Origin of the sequence: Lysobacter sp. S4-A87 (assembly GCF_022637455.1) — a bacterium.
In the GTDB taxonomy this organism is placed as follows: domain Bacteria; phylum Pseudomonadota; class Gammaproteobacteria; order Xanthomonadales; family Xanthomonadaceae; genus Lysobacter_J.
In genome coordinates, this window is the sequence record NZ_CP093341.1 from 3,208,234 (window position 1) to 3,230,440 (window position 22,207).

The 22,207-nt window shown below is 69.4% G+C and carries 19 protein-coding genes; 16 read left to right on the forward strand and 3 right to left on the reverse strand.

The genetic code is table 11. The features are described from left to right. Positions 1-162: 162 nt before the first annotated feature. The 16 genes from MNR01_RS14405 (at position 163) to MNR01_RS14480 (ending at position 18,162) form a co-directional block, all read left to right on the forward strand. Positions 163-1,002 (forward strand): DsbC family protein, encoded by an 840-nt coding sequence (locus MNR01_RS14405; protein WP_241918451.1) that lies wholly within the window; start codon positions 163-165, stop codon positions 1,000-1,002. A 124-nt stretch (positions 1,003-1,126) separates the two neighbouring features. Further along, entirely contained in the window at positions 1,127-5,089 is a 3,963-nt protein-coding gene (purL, locus tag MNR01_RS14410; protein WP_241918452.1) for a phosphoribosylformylglycinamidine synthase, read from the forward strand. Positions 5,090-5,200: 111 nt separating this feature from the next. Beyond that, positions 5,201-6,919 carry a type II secretion system ATPase GspE gene (gspE, locus tag MNR01_RS14415; RefSeq protein ID WP_241918453.1) on the forward strand — a complete coding sequence of 573 codons (1,719 nt, stop codon included), beginning with the start codon at positions 5,201-5,203 and terminating at the stop codon, positions 6,917-6,919. Between the two features lie 6 nt (positions 6,920-6,925). Then, a complete protein-coding gene (locus MNR01_RS14420) occupies positions 6,926-7,195 on the forward strand; it encodes a hypothetical protein (protein WP_241918454.1) in 270 nt (89 codons plus the stop codon). Further along, positions 7,195-8,412, forward strand: a complete 1,218-nt coding sequence (locus tag MNR01_RS14425) for a type II secretion system F family protein (protein WP_241918455.1) — start codon at positions 7,195-7,197, stop codon at positions 8,410-8,412. The genes MNR01_RS14420 and MNR01_RS14425 overlap by 1 nt, the downstream gene beginning before the upstream one ends. Before the next feature lie 126 nt (positions 8,413-8,538). Further along, positions 8,539-9,003: a type II secretion system major pseudopilin GspG gene (gene gspG, locus MNR01_RS14430; RefSeq protein WP_241918456.1), complete on the forward strand. Its 465-nt coding sequence runs from the start codon at positions 8,539-8,541 to the stop codon at positions 9,001-9,003. A 32-nt stretch (positions 9,004-9,035) separates the two neighbouring features. Further along, positions 9,036-9,494 carry a GspH/FimT family pseudopilin gene (locus MNR01_RS14435; RefSeq protein WP_241918457.1) on the forward strand — a complete coding sequence of 153 codons (459 nt, stop codon included), beginning with the start codon at positions 9,036-9,038 and terminating at the stop codon, positions 9,492-9,494. Further along, the gene (locus tag MNR01_RS14440) at positions 9,491-9,910 is read left to right on the forward strand and encodes a prepilin-type N-terminal cleavage/methylation domain-containing protein (protein WP_241918458.1); all 420 of its coding nucleotides are present in this window, start codon (positions 9,491-9,493) and stop codon (positions 9,908-9,910) included. Before MNR01_RS14435 ends, MNR01_RS14440 begins: the two co-directional genes overlap by 4 nt. Further along, positions 9,907-10,596: a prepilin-type N-terminal cleavage/methylation domain-containing protein gene (locus tag MNR01_RS14445; protein ID WP_241918459.1), complete on the forward strand. Its 690-nt coding sequence runs from the start codon at positions 9,907-9,909 to the stop codon at positions 10,594-10,596. Before MNR01_RS14440 ends, MNR01_RS14445 begins: the two co-directional genes overlap by 4 nt. Continuing rightward, positions 10,593-11,501: a type II secretion system protein GspK gene (locus MNR01_RS14450; RefSeq protein WP_241918460.1), complete on the forward strand. Its 909-nt coding sequence runs from the start codon at positions 10,593-10,595 to the stop codon at positions 11,499-11,501. Before MNR01_RS14445 ends, MNR01_RS14450 begins: the two co-directional genes overlap by 4 nt. Continuing rightward, positions 11,498-12,691 (forward strand): PilN domain-containing protein, encoded by a 1,194-nt coding sequence (locus MNR01_RS14455; protein WP_241918461.1) that lies wholly within the window; start codon positions 11,498-11,500, stop codon positions 12,689-12,691. Before MNR01_RS14450 ends, MNR01_RS14455 begins: the two co-directional genes overlap by 4 nt. Continuing rightward, positions 12,681-13,361 (forward strand): type II secretion system protein GspM, encoded by a 681-nt coding sequence (gspM, locus tag MNR01_RS14460; protein ID WP_241918462.1) that lies wholly within the window; start codon positions 12,681-12,683, stop codon positions 13,359-13,361. Before MNR01_RS14455 ends, gspM begins: the two co-directional genes overlap by 11 nt. After that, positions 13,351-14,172: a general secretion pathway protein GspN gene (locus tag MNR01_RS14465; protein ID WP_241918463.1), complete on the forward strand. Its 822-nt coding sequence runs from the start codon at positions 13,351-13,353 to the stop codon at positions 14,170-14,172. The genes gspM and MNR01_RS14465 overlap by 11 nt, the downstream gene beginning before the upstream one ends. 9 nt (positions 14,173-14,181) lie before the next feature. Then, on the forward strand, positions 14,182-16,440 hold the full coding sequence (gene gspD, locus MNR01_RS14470; RefSeq protein ID WP_241918464.1) for a type II secretion system secretin GspD: 2,259 nt from the start codon (positions 14,182-14,184) through the stop codon (positions 16,438-16,440). Then, the gene (locus MNR01_RS14475) at positions 16,437-17,282 is read left to right on the forward strand and encodes a glycosyltransferase family 2 protein (protein ID WP_241918465.1); all 846 of its coding nucleotides are present in this window, start codon (positions 16,437-16,439) and stop codon (positions 17,280-17,282) included. The genes gspD and MNR01_RS14475 overlap by 4 nt, the downstream gene beginning before the upstream one ends. Positions 17,283-17,313: 31 nt before the next feature. After that, positions 17,314-18,162, forward strand: coding sequence for a glycosyltransferase family 2 protein (locus MNR01_RS14480; RefSeq protein ID WP_241920639.1), 849 nt, complete (start codon positions 17,314-17,316; stop codon positions 18,160-18,162). A gap of 25 nt (positions 18,163-18,187) precedes the next feature. On the opposite strand, the gene MNR01_RS14485 is transcribed toward MNR01_RS14480, so the two are convergent. The 3 genes from MNR01_RS14485 to ettA form a co-directional block, all read right to left on the reverse strand. Continuing rightward, on the reverse strand, positions 18,188-19,522 hold the full coding sequence (locus MNR01_RS14485) for an NCS2 family permease (protein ID WP_241918466.1): 1,335 nt from the start codon (positions 19,520-19,522) through the stop codon (positions 18,188-18,190). A 96-nt stretch (positions 19,523-19,618) separates the two neighbouring features. Then, entirely contained in the window at positions 19,619-20,434 is an 816-nt protein-coding gene (gene pyrF, locus MNR01_RS14490) for an orotidine-5'-phosphate decarboxylase (protein ID WP_241918467.1), read from the reverse strand. 55 nt (positions 20,435-20,489) lie between these two features. After that, the gene (ettA, locus tag MNR01_RS14495) at positions 20,490-22,154 is read right to left on the reverse strand and encodes an energy-dependent translational throttle protein EttA (protein ID WP_241918468.1); all 1,665 of its coding nucleotides are present in this window, start codon (positions 22,152-22,154) and stop codon (positions 20,490-20,492) included. Positions 22,155-22,207: the final 53 nt, after the last annotated feature.

Consider the following 22,207-nt stretch of genomic DNA (forward strand, 5'->3'; position numbering starts at 1 on the left):
CTTCCGGATGTGGGTCGGACTGGCGCCCCCTGGCGCTCCGCGGGCTGGCCAACGTGAATCGCACCCGGACCAAGGGCACTGGCCGCACGGGGGTCTCGTGCCACAATCCGGGCATCCCCCCACTACGGGCCGCCGCCTGGCAGCCCTTGTCAGGAATTCCAGATGAAGCGAATCCTCCTCGCCGCGCTCGGCGCCCTCAGCCTTTCCGCCTGTGCGCAAGCGCCCGACGGCGCCGCGCGGGCGGCAGGCAGTGCCAAGCCGGCCGTGGCCGCCGTGGCTGCCGCCAAGCCCAAGGCAGGCACCGCCGACGCACGCGCGATCGAGGCGGTGCGCCTGCTCAACCCGCAGGTCGAGGTGGAGCGTGTCGGTGCCGCGCCGCTGCCGGGCTTCCGCGAGGCGATCGTGGCCGGGCAGGTGGTCTATGTCAGCGACGACGGCCGCTACCTGTTCCTGCCCGGATCCGGCGGCGCCCTGTTCGACGTCAATGCCAGGAAGAACCTCAGCGAGGACGCGATGGCGGCCGTGCGCAAGCAGCTGATCGACACCATCCCGGTCAGCGAGCGCATCGTCTTCGCCCCGGCCAAGCCCAAGTACACGGTCACCGTCTTCACCGACGTGGAATGCGGCTACTGCCGAAAGCTGCACAGCGAGATCGCCGAGTACAACCGACAAGGCATCGCGATCCAGTACCTGGCCTTCCCGCGCATGGGCCTGGGCAGCGACGACTACAAGAAGATGGTGGCGGTGTGGTGCTCGCCGGACCGGCGCAAGGCGCTGACCGACGCCAAGAACGACCGCACGCCCAAGTACACCAACTGCAAGAGCTCGGTGAACATGCAGTACGACATCGGCCAGCGCGTCGGCCTGACCGGCACGCCGATGATCCTCAGCGCCGATGGCACCCAGCTTGGCGGTTACATCCCGCCGGCGGCACTGCGCGAGGCCCTGGACAAGCTGGCGGCCGAGCGCGCCCAGACCGCCGCGGTCAAGCCGGGCGCCTGACCGCACCGGCGGTCGCCGCGAACACGTGAGGGGTCTGCTTTCGCGCCCGCTGGGCTGACGGCAGGTCCCTCACCCGGTTCCGCAGGACACCGGGTACGGGCAGGGCAACGGCGGCTCCGCTACAATGTCGGGCCCGACGTTGCACGGTTCCCCGGACATGATCGTCCTCGAGGGCGCATCCGCCCTGTCGCCGTTCCGCCGCGAGCGGCTCCAAGCCCGCCTGCAAGCCCTCCATCCGTCTGTCCGCGTCCTAGGCGCCTGGCCCGTGTACTGGGTCGAGCCCGAGAGCGGAGCGACGCCGGACGCAGATGCCCTGCGCCGCATCCTCCAGGCCGAGCCGGGCGAGGCCGCGCGCGCGGACGAAGCCACCTCGCGCTACGTGACGCCGCGCCTGGGCACGCTTTCGCCCTGGGCGAGCAAGGCCACCGAGCTGCTCCATGGCGCGGGCCTGCCGGTCAGGCGCGTCGAGCGCGGCACCCGCTACGACCTGGCCGGATGGCCGGCCGACGCCGCCACCCAGGGCGCGCTGGCCAAGGTCCTGCACGATCCCATGACGCAGTCGCTGCTGGAAGCGCGCGAGGACGCCGCGGCGTTGTTCGCCACGCCCGCGCGCGGCCAGCTCGAGCGTATCCCGCTGGCCGACCTCGAGAACGCCAATGTCCGCCTCGGCCTGGCCCTGGCCGAGGACGAGATCGCCTACCTGCGCGAGCGCTTCAGCGTGCTCGGCCGCGAGCCGGCCGACGTCGAGCTGATGATGTTCGCGCAGGCGAACTCCGAGCACTGCCGGCACAAGATCTTCAATGCCTCGTGGACGCTCGATGGCACTGAGCAGCAGCAATCGCTGTTCAAGATGATAAAGCACACCCACGCCACCACGCCCGAGCACACGCTCTCGGCGTACAGCGACAACGCGGCGGTGGTCGAAGGCTATGCCAGCCGCCGCTTCCGTCCGGACCCGGTCACGCGCGGCTATCGCGCCGAAGCACAGGCCGACTCGGCGTTCGCGATCAAGGTCGAGACGCACAACCACCCGACCGCGATCGCGCCGTTCCCGGGTGCATCCACCGGCAATGGCGGCGAGATCCGCGACGAAGGCGCCACCGGTCGTGGTGGCCGGCCCAAGGCGGGCCTGTGCGGCTTCAGCGTCTCGCACCTGCGCATCCCGACGTTGCCGCAGCCGTGGGAGCGCGAGCGCCCGCTCAATCCGCGCATGGCCTCGGCCCTGGAAATCATGCTCGACGGCCCGATCGGCGCGGCCGCCTTCAACAACGAATTCGGCCGCCCCAACCTGACCGGCTACTTCCGCAGCTTCGAACTCGACGAAGGCAGCACGGCCAACGGCACGCTTGCGCGCGCCTACGACAAGCCGATCATGCTGGCCGGCGGCCTGGGCGCGATCGATCGCGTGCAGGTCACCAAGCTGGGCATGAAGCCCGGCGATGCGGTGATCGTGCTCGGTGGCCCGGCGATGCTGATCGGCCTCGGCGGCGGTGCCGCCAGCTCGGTGGCCTCCGGCGACAGCCACGAAGAACTCGATTTCGCCAGCGTCCAGCGCGACAACCCGGAAATGGAGCGTCGCTGCCAGGAAGTCATCGACCGCTGCGTCGCCCGCGGCCTCGACAACCCGATCGCGACCGCGCACGACGTCGGTGCCGGCGGCCTGTCCAACGCCATCCCCGAGTTGCTGCACGACTCCGGCCTGGGCGGCGTCATCGACCTGGCCAAGGTGCCCAGCGACGATCCGTCGCTGTCGCCGATGCAGTTGTGGTGCAACGAATCGCAGGAACGCTACGTGCTCGGCCTGCCGGCCGACCGCGTCGAGGAGTTCGCGCAGATCTGCGCGCGCGAGCGTTGCCCGTTCGCGGTGGTCGGTTATGCCACCGCCGAGGAGCACCTGGTAGTCGGTTACGGCGCCACCGTCGGCAACGCGCGCGAGGCCGGCCACGACTGGCCGATCGACCTGCCGATGGACGTGCTGTTCGGCAAGCCGCCGAAGATGCACCGCGATGCCCGTCGCCCGCCGCCGGCGCCGTGGCCGGCGCTGGAATGGAACGGCCTGGAGCTGCGCGACGCCGCGCTGCGCGTGCTGGCCCATCCGTCGGTCGCTTCGAAGAACTTCCTGGTCACCATCGGTGACCGCACCGTCGGTGGCCTGACCGCGCGCGACCAGATGATCGGTCCGTGGCAGCTGCCGATGTCCGATTGCGCGATCACGCTGTCGGGCTTCGATGGTTTCGTCGGCGAGGCGATGTCGCTGGGCGAGCGCACGCCGCTGGCGCTGATCGATGCCGCCGCTGCCGCACGCATGGCCGTGGGCGAGGCGATCACCAACCTGTGCGCCGCGCCGGTCGAGTCGCTCAACCGCATCAAGCTGTCGGCCAACTGGATGGCCGCCGCCGGCCATGCCGGCGAGGACGCGCGACTGTTCGACGCGGTCAAGGCCGTCGGCATGGAGCTTTGCCCGGAGCTGGAGCTGAGCATCCCGGTCGGCAAGGATTCGCTGTCGATGCAGGCGCAGTGGCACAACGACGGCACCGCGTCCAAGTCGGTTTCGCCGGTGTCGCTGATCGTCACCGCGTTCGCGCCGGTGGTCGACGTGCGCCAGCAGTTGACCCCGCTGCTCGAGCGCAACGAAGAGTCGGAGCTGTGGCTGATCGGCCTGGGTGCAGGCAAGCAGCGCCTGGGCGGTTCGGTGCTGGCGCAGTGCCATCCCGACGCGGTGTCGAAGCACCAGGACTCGCAGCTGCCGGCGTTCGCCGGTTCGCTCGGCGTGCCCGACCTGGACAACCCGCAGCGCCTGCGTGACTTCTTTGAACTCATCCGCGATGCGCGCGAGGCCGGCCTGCTGCGCGCCTACCACGACCGTTCCGACGGCGGCGCCCTGGCGGCGCTGTGCGAGATGGCGTTCTGCTCGCGACTGGGCCTGGACATCACCCTCGACGGCTGGGGCCACGACCCGTTCCGCACGCTGTTCAACGAGGAGCTCGGCGCGATCGTGCAGGTCGCCGACGAGGACCGCGCGATCTTCGCCGACATGGTCTCGCGCCACGGCCTGATCGACTGCGCGCAGCGCATCGCGCGGCCGACCACGGCACCGGCGATCCGTGTCCGCGACGAAGGCCAGACCCTGGCCGAATGGCGCTGGGACGAACTCTTCGACGCATGGTGGTCGACCAGCCACGCCCTGCAGAAGCTGCGCGACAACCCCGAATGCGCCGACCAGGAGCGCGCGCTGGCACGCGACTTCAATGCGCCGGGCCTGAAGCCGCGCCTGTCGTTCGATCCGTCCGAGGATGTCGCCGCACCGTTCATCAACACGGGCGTGCGGCCGAAGGTGGCGATCCTGCGCGAGCAGGGCGTCAACGGCCAGATCGAGATGGCGGCGGCGTTCGACCGCGCCGGTTTCGATGCCTTCGACGTGCACATGAGCGACCTGATCGGCCGGCACGTCTCGCTGGCCGATTTCAAGGGCATCGCTGCCTGCGGTGGCTTCAGCTACGGCGACGTGCTCGGTGCCGGCCGCGGCTGGGCGACCTCGGTGCTGGAGCGCAGCGTGCTACGCGACGCATTTGCCGAGTTCTTCGCCCGCGAAGACAGCTTCTCGCTGGGCGTGTGCAACGGCTGCCAGATGCTGTCGCAGCTCAAGCCGATCATCCCCGGTGCCGGCCATTGGCCGAAGTTCCTGCGCAACGCCAGCGAGCAGTTCGAGGCGCGCCTGGGCCTGCTGGAAGTGGTCGAGTCGCCGTCGCTGTTCTTCCGTGGCATGGCCGGCTCGCGCATCCAGGTTGCAGTCGCGCACGGCGAAGGCCGCGCCGCGTTCGACAGCGCGCTCGACCAGAGCGCGGCGCACGTCTCGCTGCGCTACGTCGACGGCAACGGCACGGTCGCCACGCGTTATCCGCTGAATCCGAACGGCTCGCCCGACGGCATCACCGGCCTGACCAGCGACGACGGCCGCGCCACCATCATGATGCCGCATCCCGAGCGCACCCTGCGCAGCGCCAACCTGAGCTGGGCTCCGGCCGAGTGGGGCGAGGATTCGCCGTGGCTGCGGATGTTCCGCAACGCGCGGGTGTGGGTGGGGTGATGCCGGCCCGAGCCCTCTCCCGCGTCGGGAGAGGGTCTGGGGTGGGGGAGTGGCTTCGCCGGCGGCGGGATGTGCCGTAAAGTCGATGGCCTGACAGCCACGGAGGACGGCGTGAACGCAGTCGCCAACGACATCGGCCAAGCCAGTCTCGATGACCGCATCGTCGCGGCCCTGCTGGCCAAGGGCCGGCTGAAGGACGCCGACCTGGCGCGTGCCCGCCGCCTGCAGGAGGAAACCGGCGGTGGCCTGCTGGGATTGCTGGCGCGCCTGGGCCTGGTGTCCGAGCGCGACCACGCCGAAACCTGCGCCGAAGTGCTGGGCCTGCCGCTGGTCAACGTCAAGGACGCGCCCGAGTTGCCGCCCGAGGGCGTGGCGATGTCGGCGCGCTTCATGAAGCAGTTCGCGGTCTGCCCGGTCGGTGAGAGCGACACCGCGGTCGACGTGCTGATGGCCGACCCGCAGGACCTGTACACCATCGATGCCCTGCGCCTTGCGACCGGCCGCGACATCCGCCCGGCGGTGGCGCTGCGCTCGGAGATCGGCGACCTGGTCGAACGCTGGTACGGCCAGGGTCGCAGCGCGATGGGCGCGATAGTGGAGACGGCCGAGGGCGAGGGCGGTGGCGGCGACCTCGACGACGTCGAGCACCTGCGCGACCTGGCCTCGGAAGCGCCGGTCATCCGCCTGGTCAACCTGATCATCCAGCGCGCCGTCGAGCTGCGCGCCTCGGACATCCACATCGAGCCGTTCGAGAGCCGCCTCAAGGTGCGCTACCGCGTCGACGGCGTGCTCACCGAAGGCGAGAGCCCGCCGGCCAACCTCACTGCCGCGGTGATCAGCCGCGTCAAGATCATGGCCAAGCTCAACATCGCCGAGCGCCGCCTGCCGCAGGACGGCCGCATCATGCTGCGCGTGCAGGGCAAGGAACTCGACCTGCGCGTGAGCACGGTGCCGACCGCGCACGGCGAGAGCGTGGTGATGCGACTGCTCGATCGCGAGACGGTGGTGTTCGACTTCAAGCGCCTGGGTTTCACCGACGCCTTCCTGCCGCAGTTCCAGAAGGTGCTCGACCAGCCGCACGGCATCCTGCTGGTGACCGGCCCGACCGGCTCGGGCAAGACCACCACGCTCTACACCGCGCTGAGCAAGCTCAACACCACCGACGTCAAGATCATCACGGTCGAAGACCCGGTCGAGTACCAGATCGAGGGCATCAACCAGATCCAGGCCAAGCCGCAGATCGGCCTGGACTTCGCCCATGCGTTGCGCAGCATCGTCCGCCAGGACCCGGACATCATCATGATCGGCGAAATGCGCGACCTGGAGACGTGCCGCATCGCGATCCAGTCGGCGCTGACCGGCCACCTGGTGCTGTCGACGCTGCACACCAACAACGCCGCCGGCGGCATCACCCGCCTGCTCGACATGGGCGTGGAGGACTACCTGCTGACGTCCACCATCAATGGCATCCTCGGCCAGCGCCTGGTGCGCAAGCTGGACCTGACGAATGCCGAGCGGTACCTGGCGTCGCCGGAGGAGATCGAGAAGTTCCACCTGCGCCGCTACCAGCCGGCGGGGGACATCCATCTCTACCACCCGCGCCCGTCGGCGATCGCGCCCAATGGCTACCTCGGCCGCACCACGATCATGGAATTCCTGGTGATGAACGACGAGCTGCGCCGCGCGGTGATGCGCCATGCCGGCATGGGCGAAATCGAGCAGATCGCGCGGCAGTCAGGCATGCGCACGATGTACGAGGACGGCATCATCAAGGCGCTGGCGGGGGAGACGACGATCGAGGAAGTACTGCGGGTGACGGAAGATGCGTAGGTAGCGTTGCAATCAACCGTCATTCCCGCGCACGTCGTCGAGGGTTTCAGCGACAGGTACGATGTTGCCCGGTTGGTCTGCTACGAACTGCATGTCACGATGGAGTCGGCAATCCAGCGGGAGAAGCGCGTGAAGAAGTGGAATCGCGCGTGGAAATTGCGGCCGATCGACGAATTGAACCCTTCCTGGAGGGACCTGTGGCCCGACATTGCGGAACTCAAGCCAACTGCGACGTCCTTGCATTCCCGCCTGCGCGGGAATGACGAGCACCCGTGATGCCCCTCTATTACTACAAAGCCCTCAACCCCCGCGGTGAGCTGCTCGACGGCCAGATGGAAGCCGCCAGCAATGCCGAGGTGGTTGCGCGCCTGCAGGAACAGGGGCACTTGCCGGTCGAGGCCAAACTGGCCAGCGAGGCCTCCGGGGCGTCGGTGTGGAAAGGGCTGTTCAAGGCCAGTCCCTTCGCCGGCGCGCGCCTGGTGCAGTTCACCCAGCAATTGGCCACCCTGCTCGGCGCCGGCCAGCCGCTCGACCGCGCGCTGACCATCCTGCTCGAGCTGCCCGAAGACGAACGCGCGCGCCGCACGATCGGCGACGTGCGCGATGCCGTGCGTGGCGGCAGCTCGCTGTCGTCAGCACTGGAGCGCCAGCACGGCACGTTCTCGCGCCTGTACGTCAACATGGTCCGCGCCGGCGAGGTCGGCGGCAGCCTGCACGAGACGCTGTCGCGGCTGGCCGATTACATGGAGCGCACGCGCGCATTGCAGGGCCGCGTCATCAATGCCCTGATCTACCCGGCGATCCTGCTGGTGATGGTCGGCCTGAGCCTGCTGTTCCTGCTCGGCTACGTGGTGCCGCAGTTCGCGGCGATGTACGAGAGCCTCGACGCGCAGCTGCCACTGTTCACCCAGCTGGTGCTCGGCGTGGGCCTGTTCGTGCGCGACTGGTGGATCGTGCTGCTGGTGGTGCCGGCGCTGGCGTTGTGGTGGTTCGACCGCAAGCGCCGCGACCCGGCATTCCGCGAGGCCTTCGATGGCTGGCTGCTGCAGCGGCGCTTCGCCGGCGCGCTGGTGGCCAAGGTCGAAACCGCGCGGCTGGCACGCACGCTGGGAACGCTGGTCCGCAACGGCGTGCCGTTGATGGCCGCGCTGGCTATCGGCCGCAACGTGCTGGGCAACCGCGTGCTCGCCGCCGATGTCGCCGCCGCCGCCGAAGAGGTCAAGAACGGCGTGGCGCTGTCGACCGCGCTGGGGCGCGGCAAGCGTTTCCCGCGGCTGGCGTTGCAGATGATCCAGGTCGGCGAGGAGTCGGGCGCGCTCGACGCGATGCTGGTCAAGACCGCCGAGACCTTCGAGCAGGAAACCGCGCTGGCGCTGGACCGGATGCTGGCGGCACTGGTGCCGCTGGTGACGGTGGTGCTGGCCACGGTCGTGGGCATTGTCGTGCTGGCGGTGCTCACGCCGTTGTATGACCTGACCAATGCGATCGGCTGACGCCGGGGAACTGAATGCAACCGCGCGCAGTCAGCCCATTGGCAACCGATTTCGGGTAAACATCCCTTCCAAATGCGTCCCGCTTCAGACCTGCCTGGCCAAGGCACCTCGACAAGGATCCCCCAGATGCGCAATCGCCGCTCGTTGAACCGCCGCTGCCCGAACCGCCGCTCGTTGAACAGATCCCCGTCCGCAGCCCACCAGCGCGGCATGAGCCTGATCGAGATCATCATCGTGATCGTGCTGATCGGCGCGGTGCTGGCCTTCGTCGGCAGTCGCGTGCTCGGCGGCAAGGACCGCGGCGACTACAACATCGCCAAGGCGCAGGTGCAGACCATGGCGGGCAAGGTCGAAGCGTTCCAGATGGACACCGGCCGGTTGCCGACCTCGCTCGAGGAACTGGTCAGCCAGCCCAGCGACGTCAACGGCTGGCTCGGCCCGTACGCCAAGGCCGCCGAGCTGAAGGACCCGTGGGGCCACGCGATCGAATACCGCGCGCCGGGCGAGGGCGGGCCGTTCGACCTGGTCATCCTGGGCAAGGACGGCAAGGTTGGCGGCACCAGCGTCGACGCCGACATCAAGTACGAGTAAGCCGCACACGGCAGCCATCGGGGACCTGGCGAATGCAGCATCCTGCCCGCGGCGCATCGTTGCTGGAGATGCTGCTGGTGATCGCGCTGATCGCCGCGATCAGCGTGCTGGCCGCGGCGGCCCTGGGCGGTGGCATCCAGGGCATGCAGCTGCGCTCGGCCGCCAAGTCGGTGGCGGCGCAATTGCGCTACACGCGCACCCAGGCCATCGCCACGGGTAAGCCGCAGCGCTTCACCCTCAATCCCGAAGCGCACGCCTGGACTGCCCCCAATGGCCGCAAGGGCGAGATTCCACCGGCCCTGCGCGTGACCTTCACCGGCGCGCGCGAAGTGCAGCCGCACCGCGGCGAGGGCGCGATCGTGTTCTTCGCCGACGGCGCCAGCACCGGTGGACGGGTCCAGCTCAGTGCCCGCAGCGCGGTGTGGAACATCGACGTGGCCTGGCTCACCGGTGAAGTCCGGATGCGGCGTGCAGCCGGAGCGGTGCAATGAAGCGGCAGCGCGGCTACACCCTGCTCGAGGTCATCGTCGCCTTCGCCCTGCTGGCGCTGGCGCTGACGTTGCTGCTGGGCGTTCTTTCCGGTGCCGCGTGGCAGGTGCGCGGTTCGAGCGATGCCGCCCGCGCGGCGCTTTACGCGCAGTCGCTGCTGGCCCAGGTCGGCACCGGCGAGGCGATCGTCGCCGGCCAGCGTGACGGCGAGTTCGAGCAGGGCCGCTATCGCTGGCAGATGCGCATCGCACCCTGGCGCGACCGCACCATCGCGACAGCCAGGCAACAGGTCGATCCCAATGCCGCGGGCCTGTTCGAGATCACCCTGGCCGTCCAGTGGGGTGACGCCGGGCCGGCCCAGCGCCTGCAACTGCGATCCCTGCGCACGGCCGCCGCCGGCGAGGCGACGCTGCCATGAGCCGGGTCCGCAGAAGCGGCGCACGCACCGGTCGCCCCGGCGGCTTCACCCTGATCGAAGTGCTGCTGGCGACGGTGCTGCTGGTGGCCGGCCTTGCGCTGGCGTTCACCACCCTCGGCGCAGCCAACCGCACGGCCATCCGCGGCGAGGCGATGGCCGATCGCAGCGAGCACATGCGCGCCGTCGCCGGCTTCCTGCGCAGTCGCCTCACCGCGACCCGGCCGGTGGCGTTCGGATTCGATGAAGGCAAGGGCACGCCGATCCGTTTCGTCGGTGAGCCCGATCGCCTACGCTTCGTCGCCGACCTGCCCGATTACCTTGGCCGCGGCGGCCCGTACCTGCACGACCTGACGGTCGAAGGCGATGGCGGAGGTGAAGGCGGCGATGCGCGCATCTCGCTGACGCTGAGCATGGTGCTGGCGGGCCAGACCATCGAAGAGAGCCCGCCGCGCCCGCCGGAACTGCTGGTGGAAGGCCTTCGCGAAGCGCGATTCCGCTACCGGGCGCTGGACGCGGAAGGACGGCTTGGCGACTGGCAGGACAAATGGGAGATCAGCGAGCGGCTGCCGTTGCTGGTCGAGGTGACCCTGGTCGATCGCGACGGCCAGGCGTGGCCGCCGCTGGTCGTGTCGTTGCCGCTGGCGGTGCAGCTCGATGGCGCCGGACTGCCGGTGCAGCAGCTATGAGTGCGCAGCGCTCGCGCATGCACGGCACCGCACTGATCCTGGTGCTGTGGCTGATCGTGCTGCTGACTTCGGTGATCGGGGCGTTCGCGCTGATGGCGCGTATCGAGAGCCTGCAGGGGCGCGTGCTGGTGCGCGGACTGGTCGCCTCCGGCGCGGCCCGTGCCGGCGTGGAGTACGCACTGACCCGGGTCGGCCTGAGCGATCCGCGGTTGAAGTGGCGGCCGGACGGAACCGCCTATCGCTGGCGCTATGGCGACGCCGACGTCGAAGTGAAGATGACCGACGAAAGCGGCAAGGTCGACCTCAACCAGGCCGACGCGCAATTGCTGGCGGCGCTGATCCAGGGCGCCGGGCGCGGGGAGGGCGGTGCCCGCATGGACGCCACACAGGCAGCGCGGCTGGCCGGCGCGATCATCGACTGGCGCGACAGCGACCCGCTGACGCAGCCGGCCGGTGGTGGCGAGGACGCCGACTACGCCTCCGCAGGATTGCCCTATGGCGCCAAGGACGGCGAGTTCGAGAGCGTCGCCGAGCTGGAGCAGGTGATCGGGTTCACGCCGCAGCTGTACGCGCGGCTGGAGCCAAACCTCACCGTCTACAGCGGCCGCGCCCGGCCCGACCCGGCCTACGCAGCGGGGCCGGTGCTCGATGCGTTGGGGCTCAATGGCGCCGATCTCGTCGCCCAGCGGGGCCGTAACGACGCCAACGGCCTACCCCAGGGCGAGCCGCCGGATATCGTCGGCGTGGCCGGAGGCGGCAGCGGCACCTATAGTATCGACAGCCGTGCACGACTCACCGATGGTCGCGAGTCGTTGTTGCGGGTCGTTGTCCGTGTCGGGGGCGGGGCTTTGCCCGGCATGGCCTACACTCCGCTGCGCTGGGAGGAGGGAGCTTCACCACGATGAATGCAAGCAGCCAGACACGGCAGGGAGCCGACTGGGCGCAGGACCGGCTGCGGCGCATAGGCGCCCGCCTGGCCCCTGGCGCGGGCGGCTTTCTGGGCTGGTGGGGCCACAATCTCGCCGCCTGGCTGCCGCAGCGCGTGCGCCGGGTGCTCGGTTTCGACCGTGGCCGGCTGCTGCTGCAGCTGCACGACCAGAGCCTGCAACTGCGCCTGCAACAGGGCGGCCAGTTGCACGACCTGGGCTCGGTACCGTCGCTGGCGCTCGAGCCGGGCGTCGGATCGGCCACCGACCCGCTGGCACCGCTGCTGCCGCCGCGACTGGCCGACCTGCCGCGCTGGCTGCTGCTGCCGGCCGCGGCCGGCCTTCGTCGCCGCCTCGCGCTACCGGCCGCCGCTGCCGATCGTCTGCGCGACGTGGTCGGCTTCGAGATCGACCGGCAAACGCCGTTCTCCGCCGACGCCGTCGCCTTTGACGCCCGCGTACTCGGCCGCCGCGACAGCGACGGCATGCTCGATACCGAACTGGTGGTCGTGCCGCGCCAGGGACTGGATCCGCAGTTGTCGTCGCTTGGACCGCTGGCGCAGACGCTGGCCGGCATCGATGTCGCCGGCAGCGCTGGCGTGCCGCTCGGGGTCAACCTGTTGCCGCCGGCGCAGCGTCGCCAGCACGGCGATCCGTTCCGCTTCTGGAACCTGGCATTGATCGCCATCGCGCTGCTGGCCGTCGCCGCGACGATGTGGCAACTGCTGGGCAACCGCCGCGCCGCCGCCGACGAACTCGAACAGACCATCGCCCGCCACGCCGCCGCCGCGCGCGCCGCCGCCACGCAGCGGCAGACACTGATCGACCTCACCGAAGGCCAGGCCTTCCTCGACCGCACGCGGGCGCAGCGCCCGACTACGCTGGAAGTGATCGACGAGCTGACCCGGCGCCTGCCCGACAGCACCTACCTGGAAAAGCTCGCGATCGAGGACACCACGCTGACCATGATCGGCCTCAGCCGCGAGGCGCCGTCGCTGATCCAGCGACTGCAGGGCTCGCCGCTGTGGCGCGCGCCTGCCCTGACCGGCGCGCTGATGCCCGACCCGAGCAGCGGCCGCGACCGTTTCACGCTGACGGCCGAACTGGGCCCGGCGGCGGCACCCCGTCCTGCTGCGGCACCGCGACCGGGAGCCGACGATGGCCAGTAATCCGGCGTCCAATCCTGTGACCGGTGCGGCGACTGCCGCAGCACCCGCCAGCCGCCGGATCGATCGCGATCGCTGGCTGGCGCTGGGCCTGTTCCTGGCGGCATTGGCGCTGGCCTATCTGGTGCTGATCCATCCCTGGTGGACCGCGCCGATGATCGAGGCCGGCGAGCGCCTGCAGACCCTGCAGGAGCGCGAGCTGCGCCAGCGCATGCAGTTGCAGCAGGCGCCCCTGGTGGCCCAGCGCCTGCAGCAGCTGCGCACGCAGCAGTCGCGCCAGCCGGGTTTCCTGCCCGAAAGCAGCGCCGAGCTGGCGACCGCCGGGCTGGTACAGCGGCTCGAAGCCGTCGTTGCCCAGGCCAGTCCCGGCAACAGCAGCTGCGCCATCAGCAACCGCTCGCCGCTGTCCGAGCCCAGGCGCGAACGCTATGCGCGGGTAGTGGTGCAAGTGCGCATGCGCTGCGGCAGCCCGGAGCTGGCCGCGGTCCTGCATGCGCTTGAAAGCGGCGCGCCGCGTCTGTTCGTCGGCAATCTCAACATCCTCTCGTCGCGCGGCTACTTCCTTCCCGGCAACACGCAGCCCGGTGGCGACGGCGGGCTCGATGTCAGCTTCGATCTGTCCGGTTACCTGCGCCCCGGTGCGGCGGCAACGGAGGTGACGCGTGCGCCTTGACGACGCCGGCCCACGCACCTGGTTGCTCGCCACCGTTGCCGGCTGGGCGCTGCTGGCCTGGCTGCTTGCCGTCGCCGGCATGGGCCGGCACGCCCCGGCACTCGAAGCCGATCCGAGCCAGCTGCGGCCGTTGCCTTCCACCCGTGCGCAGGCGGCCGAACGCCTGGGCCCGCTTGCGCAGTACGCGCCGATCGGCGCGCGCCCGCTGTTCTCGCAGGACCGACAGCCCAAACCGTTCTTCCTGCAGGGGCAGGGCGAAGGCGACAGCAAGAGCAACGCATTCGACTACCTGCTGACGAGCGTGCTGATCACGCCCACGCTGCACATGGCGATCCTGCAGCCGGCCGATGGCAGCGAGTCGGTACGGGTCAAGCTTGGCGAAGTGCCCGAGTCGCACCCGTCCTGGCGCCTGACCGCGCTGGACGCGCGCAGTGCCGTGTTCGAAGGGCCCGAAGGGCGTCGCGAGATGACCCTGCGCGTGTTCGACGGCCAAGGCGGACAACCACCCACGCCGCTCAACACGGTGCCTGGTGGGGGCTTGCCGGCCGGTATCTCGGTCCAGGCGGCACCGCAGGCGACTTCTCCGAAGGCCGCCGCAAACCCGGCGCGCGCGCCGACCGCGCCGGGCCGGGCAGTGAGCGCTGCGCCCAACACTGCCGCCGCCGCGGCGAACGCGCGACCAACCGAAGAAAACGACGATGCGCCGGCGACTCCCGAGGCGCAGATGGAAGCGATCCGCAAGCGGATCGAAGCGCGACGTGCGCAGATGCGGCAGCAGCAGGCCGCGCAACCCCCGGCCCAGACGCCCTAGAGTGAACGCATGAAGCCCAGCGCCAGGAAGCTCGCCGCTCGCCAATACGCCACCCAGGCGATCGTAACCACCACCATTGCCGGCCTGTTGGCCGCCTGCGCGAGTGCGCCGGTGCCAACCGTGCGGCGCGATGGCCGACCGGCACCGGTGCAGCAAAGCGGCAGTCCGGGCGCGCCCGCGACCGGCACCACGTCGCAGCCATTGCCGGAATCGACCACCGGCGGCGACGCCCGGCCGCAAATCCGCCGTGGCACGGGCCAGGTCATCAACAAGAGCGCCGGATCGGCGCCACCGCCGAACGTCGGCGCCACCAGCGGTTCGGCCACCTTCAACTTCGAGGGCGAATCGCTGCACGCCGTGGTCAAGGCGATCCTGGGCGACATGCTCGGCCAGAACTATGTCATCGCCCCGGGCGTGCAAGGCACCGTGACCCTGGCCACGCCCAAGCCGGTCAGCCCGGCCGAGGCACTGAACCTGCTGGAGATGGTGCTGGGCTGGAACAACGCGCGACTGGTCTACAGCGGTGGCCGCTACAACGTGGTGGCCTCCGACCAGGCCTTGGCCGGCAACGTCGCCGCGCGCACGGGCGGCGCCAGCAACGCCCGCGGCTTCGAGGTGCGCACGGTGCCGCTGAAATTCGTCTCGGCCACCGAGATGGAAAAGATCCTCAAGCCCTACGCGCGCCCGAACGCGATCGTCAACGTCGACAACTCGCGCAACATCATCACGGTGGGCGGCAGCCGCGCCGAGCTCGAGAACTACCTGCGCACGATCGATGTGTTCGACGTCGACTGGCTGGCCGGCATGTCGGTGGGCGTGTTCCCGCTGCAGTCTGGCAAGGCGAGCAAGGTCGTGGCCGACCTGGAGAAGGTGTTCGGCGAGCAGAGCAAGTCACCGGTGGCGGGCATGTTCCGCTTCATGCCGCTGGAAGGCGCCAACGCCGTGCTGGTGATCACCTCGCAGGCCAATTACCTCGACGACATCCAGCAGTGGCTCGACCGGATCGACAACGCCGGCGGCAGCATGCAGCTGTTTTCGTACGAGCTGAAATACATCAAGGCCAAGGACCTGGCGGACCGGCTCGCCGATGTGTTCGGCAGTGGTCGCGGCGGCAGTGGCGGCAATGGCAACGGTGGACCGTCGCTGATGCCGGGCCTGGATTCGGTTGAACTCAAGGACAGCGAGTACGGCAGCACGGCCACGCTGGGCGGTGACAACGGCGGCGACAACGGTGGCGGCAGCGGTGGCGGACTCGGTGACGGCTCGCTGTCGCTCAACGCTCGCCAGAGCGGCAACGGCGCGCTGACCCTGGAGGTCGATGGTGACCGCGTCGGCGTGTCGGCGGTGGAAGAAACCAATTCGCTGATCGTGCGCAGCAGCCCGTCGGCGTGGAAGTCGATCCGCGACGTGATCGAGCGGCTCGATGTGATGCCGATGCAGGTGCATATCGAGGCGCAGGTGGTGGAAGTGCAGCTGCAGGGCGAGTTGCGCTACGGCGTGAGCTGGTTCCTCGAAAAGGCGGCCACCGACAACGGCTTCCCGGACGTGACCGCACCCGGCACCGGCATTCCGCAAAAGTGGAGCACGCTGGGCGCGAGCATCGGTGGCGTCGGCGGCAACGGGCTGGTCTGGTCGCTGTTCAAGAATGATGCCGCGGCGGTGATCAGCGCGCTCGACAGCATCACCGACCTGCAGCTGCTGCAGACGCCGTCGGTGATGGTGCGCAACAACGCCGAGGCCACGCTCAACGTCGGCAGTCGCATTCCGATCTCGTCGGTGACGGTCAATCCGGGCGTGGGCTCCGACCAGACCTACAGCCAGGTGCAGTACCTCGATACCGGCACCATCCTCAAGGTGCGCCCGCGCGTTGCCAAGGACGGCGTCGTCTTCCTCGACATCGTCCAGGAAGTCAGCACGCCGGGCAGTCCCGATACCGCCGATCCGAACGGCAACGTCCGCATCGACACGCGCAAGCTCAAGACCGAAGCCGCGGTGCAGAGTGGCGACACGGTGATGCTGGCCGGCCTGATCAACGACGGCGTCACGCGCGGCGCCTCCGGCCTGCCGGGTCTGAGCAGGATCCCGGTGATCGGCGCGCTCTTCGGCACGCAGAGTTCGCGGACGACGCGCAACGAAGTGATCATCCTGCTGACGCCGACCATCGTGCAGAACCCGCAGGAAGCACGCGACCTCACCGATGAGTACGGTCGCCGCTTCCGCGCGATGGAGCCGCTGCAGAGCAAACCGCGCCGGCCGGGACAGCAGTGACGCCAGCGTCTGGCGCACCCCCCATCGTCGTGGTGCCGGTCGGCAGCGACGACGAAGCGCTTGATGGCTGTCTGGCCGCGCTCGATCTCGCCACCGCGCCCGGTACCCGGGTGTGGCTGGCCGACGATGCCCAGGCCGGCCCGCGTGCCTACGCCATCATCGAACGCTGGATCGCCCGGACCACGCTGAAGGCCGACTACACCCGGCGTCAGCGCAGCGTCGGCGAAGTCGCGCATCTCGACGAAGTGCTGGCGGCCTGCGGCGACGCCGACGTCGCCGTGCTCTCGGCCGACGCCGTTCCCGCGCCCGGCTGGCTCGCGCGCCTGTCCGCCGGCCTCGCCAGTGACGGCGCCATTGCCACCGCAACTCCGTGGAGCAACGCCGGCGAAGCCGCGTCGTGGCCGCGCATCGGCGAGATCGACGCGCTGCCGCACGACCTGGAGCGCCTGTCCCGTGCCGCGGCCGGAATGCCGGCGCTGCATCCGGAACTGCCGGCCGCGGTGACCCACGCGGTGCTGCTGCGCGGCAGCGCCCGCCGTCGCGCCGGTGGCCTCGATGCCAGCAGCTACGGCTCCTGGTACGCAGCGCTGATCGACCTGTCGCTGCGCCTGGCCGGACTGGGCTGGCGCAACGTCCTGTGCGACACCGCTTTCGTCGGCCGTCGCGGCGAAGGCATTCCGTTCGACGGCGACATGGACGCGCTGGCGGCGCGATGGCCCGACTGGCATCCGCGGCTGGCAAACTTCCTCATGCAGGACCCGCTTCGGGCGTCGCGCACGCAACTGGCCGTACTGCTCGACAGCATTGGACCCCCGGAACCGCAACGTGATCTCTTCGTCTGACACCCCTGTCGCCGCCACCGGCCAGGACGGCATCGCCGTCGTGGTGGTGACTTACCGCAGCGCCGAAACCATCGATGACTGCCTGCAGCGCCTGCGCGCGGCAGACGGCGTGGACGCCATCCGCGTGGTCGACAACCAGTCCGACGACGACACGCTGGAGATCGTGCAGCGCCATGCCATGGCCGATGCGCGCGTGCGCTTCATCGCAAACCCGGACAACCCCGGCTTCGCCGTCGCCTGCAACCAGGGCGCGCGCGATGCCGATGGCGATGCTGCCTGGCTGGCCTTCGTCAATCCCGACTGCCTGGTCGAGCGCGACACGCTGGTGCAACTGCGCGCACTGGCGGCCGGGCGCGGCGACATCCTGCTCGGCGCCGACCTGGTCGACGACCACGGCCTGCGCGACGGTGCCGCACGCCGCCGCGATCCCGACTTCTCGGCCATGCTGGCTGGTGCGCTGGGCGGCACGCCAGCGGCGAAACTCGAACTTCCGATCGACGATGCGCAGGCGTTGCAGCCCGTCGAGGCCATCTCCGGCGCGTTGATGCTGATGCCGCGTGCGTTGTTCACGCGCATCGGTGGTTTCGACGAAGGCTACCGGCTGCATGCCGAGGATCTCGACCTGTGCCGCCGCGCACGCGAGGCCGGCGCAATGATCGCCGTCGCCAACCACATTCGCGTGCTGCACGTGCGCGGCGTATCGAGCCGCTCGCGACCGCTGTTTGTCGAATGGCACAAGCATCGCGGCCTGTGGCGCTACTACCGCAAGTTCGAAGCGCCACGGCGCAGGGCGGGGGTCAGCCTCGGCGTGTTCGTGGCGATCTGGCTGCGGTTTCCGCTGGCCTACCTGCGCGCACGTTTCCGTAGGCGCCAGGGCTGAGCAACCTGCGCCCGGCGTGGCTGCGTCAGGCCAGCGCGAACCGCAGCACGAACAACACCGCCACCACCCAGACTGCAGAGTGCACCTGGCGGGCCTGGCCCGTGGCGAGCTTGAGCACCGCATAGGCGATGAAGCCGAATGCGAGGCCATTGGCGATCGAATAGGTGAACGGCATTGCCAGCGTGCACAGCGCGGCAGGCACTGCTTCGGTGAGATCGTCCCAATGCACGTCGCCGAGCTCGCGCAGCATCAGTCCGGCGACGAACAACAGCGCCGGTGCGGTTGCATACGGCGGCACCATCGCCGCCAGCGGCGAGAACAGCAGCGCCAGCAGGAACAGCGCTGAAATCACCAATGCCGTCAGGCCGGTGCGACCGCCGGCCTGCACGCCCGAAGCGCTCTCGATGTAGGCCGTGGTGCTGCTGGTGCCGAGCAGGGAGCCCGCCAGGATCGCGGTGCTGTCGGCGAACAGTGCGCGCCCGAACCGCTTCTGCTGCGCCGGCGATGCATCGTCGGTCGGCAGCAGGCCGGCGCGGCGGGCGACGCCCATCAGCGTGCCGGTGGCGTCGAAGACTTCGACCAGCACGAACACGATCACCACGTGCAGCATCGCCGACAGCGACAACCCGGCGCCGCCACCGAGTGCGCCGCGGATGTCGAGCTGCAGCAAGGTCGGCGCCAGGCTCGGCGGCAGATCGATGAGGCCGCGGTACTGGACCAGACCGAGCAGCAGCGCCGAGGCGGTGACCGCCAGCACGCCGATCAGGATCGCGCCGCGCACGCGCCACGCTTCCAGTACCGCGATCAGCAGGAAGCCGGCCACGGCCAGCAGCGGCTCGGGTTCGCGCAGGTCGCCCAGCGACACCAGCGTGTCCGGGTCGCCGACGATCACACCCGACTTCTGCAGCGCGATGATCGCCAGGAACAGGCCGATGCCGGCGGTGATCGCGCTGCGCAGCGAGTGCGGGATACCGGCGATCAGCCAGGCGCGCGCGCCGGTGATGGTGAGCAGCAGGAACACGATGCCGGAGATGAATACCGCGCCCAGTGCCTGCTGCCAGCTGTAACCCATCGCCCCGACCACGGTGAAGGCGAAGAAGGCATTGAGGCCCATGCCCGGCGCCATGCCGACCGGGTAGTTGGCGGCGAAGGCCATCACCAGCGTGCCGATCGCCGCGGCCAGGCAGGTGGCGACGAACACCGCGCCGACGTCCATGCCAGTGTCGCCGAGGATGCTTGGATTGACGAAGACGATGTACGACATCGTCAGGAACGTGGTCACGCCGGCAATCAGCTCGGTGCGAACGTCGCTGCCGTGCTCGCGCAGCTTGAAGAGGGATTCGAACGCACGGATGGACATGGCGGGTCCTAGGGTGCCACTGCCGGGTGTGGAGGCCGCGTCGCGGCGCCCGGCGCCCTCCCTTTCGCGTAGCGGAGGGAGGCTGGGGGAGTTCCGTCAGCGGTGACGGTTGATCTCGTCGCGTAGGTCACGCGCGGCGCGCGCAGCGGCGTCGGCGAAGTCATCGGCGGACGAGGCGTACAGGATCGCGCGCGAGCTGCTGACCATCAGGCCGGTGCCGTCTGCCGTCTTCGCATTGCTCACCACCGCCTCGACATCGCCACCCTGGGCGCCGACACCCGGCACCAGGAACGGCACGTCACCGACGATCGCGCGCACTTCGCGCAGCTGCTGCGGCCAGGTTGCACCGACCACGAGCGCGCAGTTGCCGTGACTGTTCCACTCACGCGCGACCTTTTCGGCGACATGCTGGTAGAGCGGTCGGCCATCGGCGACGACCAGGTCCTGCAGGTCGCCGGCACCCGGGTTGGACGTGCGGCACAGGATCACCACGCCGCGATCGGCGCGGTCGAGGAACGGCTGCAGCGAATCGCGGCCAAGGTACGGATTGGCGGTGACGGCGTCGGCGCCGTAGCGGTCAAACGCTTCGCTGGCGTAATGCTGCGCGGTGCTGCCAATGTCGCCGCGCTTGCTGTCGAGGATCACCGGGATGCCCGGGTGCGCGGCATGGATGTGCGCGACCAGGCGCTGCAGTGCGTCTTCGGCGCCCAGCGCAGCGAAGTGGGCGATCTGCGGCTTGAACGCGCAGGCGTACTGCGCGGTGGCATCGACTATCTCGCGGCAGAAGTTGAACACCGCGTCCGGGTCGCCGTTGAATCGGGCCGGGAATTTCGCCGGCTCCGGATCGAGTCCGACGCAGACCAGGGAGTTGGCCTGGGTCCAGCGTTGTTTCAGGGCCGTAATGAAGGTCACGTGCTTCTCCCGCATGGGACAAAGCCGCGCCCGCAGAGCGGGCGCGGGCCAATCGTCACTTCAGCGCCTTGAACCTCAGGCGGTGCGGCTGCGCGCCTTCGGCGCCCAGGCGACGCTTCTTGTCTTCCTCGTACTCGCGGTAGTTGCCCTGGAAGAACTCCACGTGCGAGTCGCCCTCGAAGGCGAGGATGTGCGTGGCGATGCGGTCCAGGAACCAGCGGTCATGCGAAATGACGAACGTGTTGCCCGGGAACTCCAGCAGCGCATCTTCCAGCGCACGCAGGGTCTCGATGTCGAGGTCGTTGGACGGTTCGTCGAGCAGCAGCACGTTGCCACCCTGCAGCAGGGTCTTGGCCATGTGCAGGCGACCGCGCTCACCACCCGACAGCGTGCCGACCAGCTTCTGCTGGTCCTGGCCCTTGAAGTTGAAGCGGCCGATGTAGGCGCGCGACTGGATCTCGACACCGTTGATGTTGAGGATGTCCAGGCCGCCGGAGACTTCCTGGAAGACGTTGTGGTTGCCTTCCAGCTTGTCGCGGCTCTGGTCGACATAGGCCAGCTTGACCGTCGAACCCATCGTGATCTCGCCGGAGTCCGGCTTTTCCTGACCGGTGATCATCTTGAACAGCGTCGACTTGCCGGCGCCGTTGGGGCCGATGATGCCGACGATCGCGCCGGCCGGCACGAGGAAACTGAGGTTGTCGATCAGCAGGCGGTCGCCGAACTTCTTGCTGACGTTCTTGAACTCGACCACCGAGTTGCCCAGGCGCTCGCCCGGCGGGATGAAGATCTCGTTGGTCTCGTTGCGGCGCTGGTAGTCGACCGACTGCAGCTCATCGAGGCGGGCAAGACGCGCCTTGCCCTTGGAGCGGCCGCCCTTGGCGTTCTGGCGGGCCCACTCGAGCTCCTTGTGGATCGCCTTCTGGCGCGCCTTTTCCTGGCCTTCTTCCTGCTTGAGGCGCTCTTCCTTCTGCATCAGCCAGTCGGTGTAGTTGCCCTTCCACGGAATGCCGCGGCCGCGGTCGAGCTCGAGGATCCACTCGGCGGCGTTGTCGAGGAAGTAGCGATCGTGGGTGACGGCCACCACGGTGCCGGTGTAGCGCGCGAGGAACTGCTCCAGCCATTCCACCGACTCGGCGTCGAGGTGGTTGGTCGGTTCGTCGAGCAGCAGCATGTCCGGCTTCTGCAGCAGCAGCTGGCACAGCGCGACCCGGCGCTTCTCGCCGCCCGACAGCTTGCCGACGATCGCTTCCCACGGCGGCAGGCGCAGGGCGTCAGCGGCCACTTCGAGCTGCTGCTCGAGCATGTGCGCGTCGCCGGTGGCGAGGATCGCCTCCAGGCGCTGCTGCTCGGCGGCGAGCTTGTCGAAATCGGCGCCTTCCTCGGCGTAGGCGGCGTAGACCGCGTCGAGCGCGGCCTGCGCGCTGAGCACGTCACCGACGCCGACTTCGACGGCCTGGCGCACGGTATGGGTCGGGTCGAGCTGCGGCTCCTGGGCGAGGTAGCCGACCTTGATGCCCGGCTGCGGGCGCGCTTCGCCGACGAAGTCGGTATCGACGCCGGCCATGATCTTGAGCACCGTCGACTTGCCCGCACCGTTGAGGCCGAGCAGGCCGATCTTCGCGCCGGGGAAGAAGGACAACGAGATGTCCTTGATGATCTGGCGCTTCGGCGGAACGGTCTTGCTGACACCGTTCATGGTGTAGATGTATTGCGACATGGGCACTCCGGAACGCGGGACGCGCCGAGCCGGGCCGGGAGGCCTGGGGCAGG

Excerpts from the sequence above, each read along its gene's own strand:
- MNR01_RS14425 (WP_241918455.1), top strand. The coding sequence starts at position 7,195 with ATGCCCCTCTATTACTACAAAGCCCTCAACCCCCGCGGTGAGCTGCTC.
- MNR01_RS14445 (WP_241918459.1), top strand. The coding sequence starts at position 9,907 with ATGAGCCGGGTCCGCAGAAGCGGCGCACGCACCGGTCGCCCCGGCGGC.
- MNR01_RS14405 (WP_241918451.1), top strand. The coding sequence starts at position 163 with ATGAAGCGAATCCTCCTCGCCGCGCTCGGCGCCCTCAGCCTTTCCGCC.
- MNR01_RS14455 (WP_241918461.1), top strand. The coding sequence starts at position 11,498 with ATGAATGCAAGCAGCCAGACACGGCAGGGAGCCGACTGGGCGCAGGAC.
- MNR01_RS14440 (WP_241918458.1), top strand. The coding sequence starts at position 9,491 with ATGAAGCGGCAGCGCGGCTACACCCTGCTCGAGGTCATCGTCGCCTTC.
- MNR01_RS14485 (WP_241918466.1), bottom strand. The coding sequence starts at position 19,522 with ATGTCCATCCGTGCGTTCGAATCCCTCTTCAAGCTGCGCGAGCACGGC.
- purL (WP_241918452.1), top strand. The coding sequence starts at position 1,127 with ATGTCGGGCCCGACGTTGCACGGTTCCCCGGACATGATCGTCCTCGAG.
- MNR01_RS14450 (WP_241918460.1), top strand. The coding sequence starts at position 10,593 with ATGAGTGCGCAGCGCTCGCGCATGCACGGCACCGCACTGATCCTGGTG.
- gspD (WP_241918464.1), top strand. The coding sequence starts at position 14,182 with ATGAAGCCCAGCGCCAGGAAGCTCGCCGCTCGCCAATACGCCACCCAG.
- ettA (WP_241918468.1), bottom strand. The coding sequence starts at position 22,154 with ATGTCGCAATACATCTACACCATGAACGGTGTCAGCAAGACCGTTCCG.
- MNR01_RS14435 (WP_241918457.1), top strand. The coding sequence starts at position 9,036 with ATGCAGCATCCTGCCCGCGGCGCATCGTTGCTGGAGATGCTGCTGGTG.
- gspG (WP_241918456.1), top strand. The coding sequence starts at position 8,539 with ATGCGCAATCGCCGCTCGTTGAACCGCCGCTGCCCGAACCGCCGCTCG.
- gspM (WP_241918462.1), top strand. The coding sequence starts at position 12,681 with ATGGCCAGTAATCCGGCGTCCAATCCTGTGACCGGTGCGGCGACTGCC.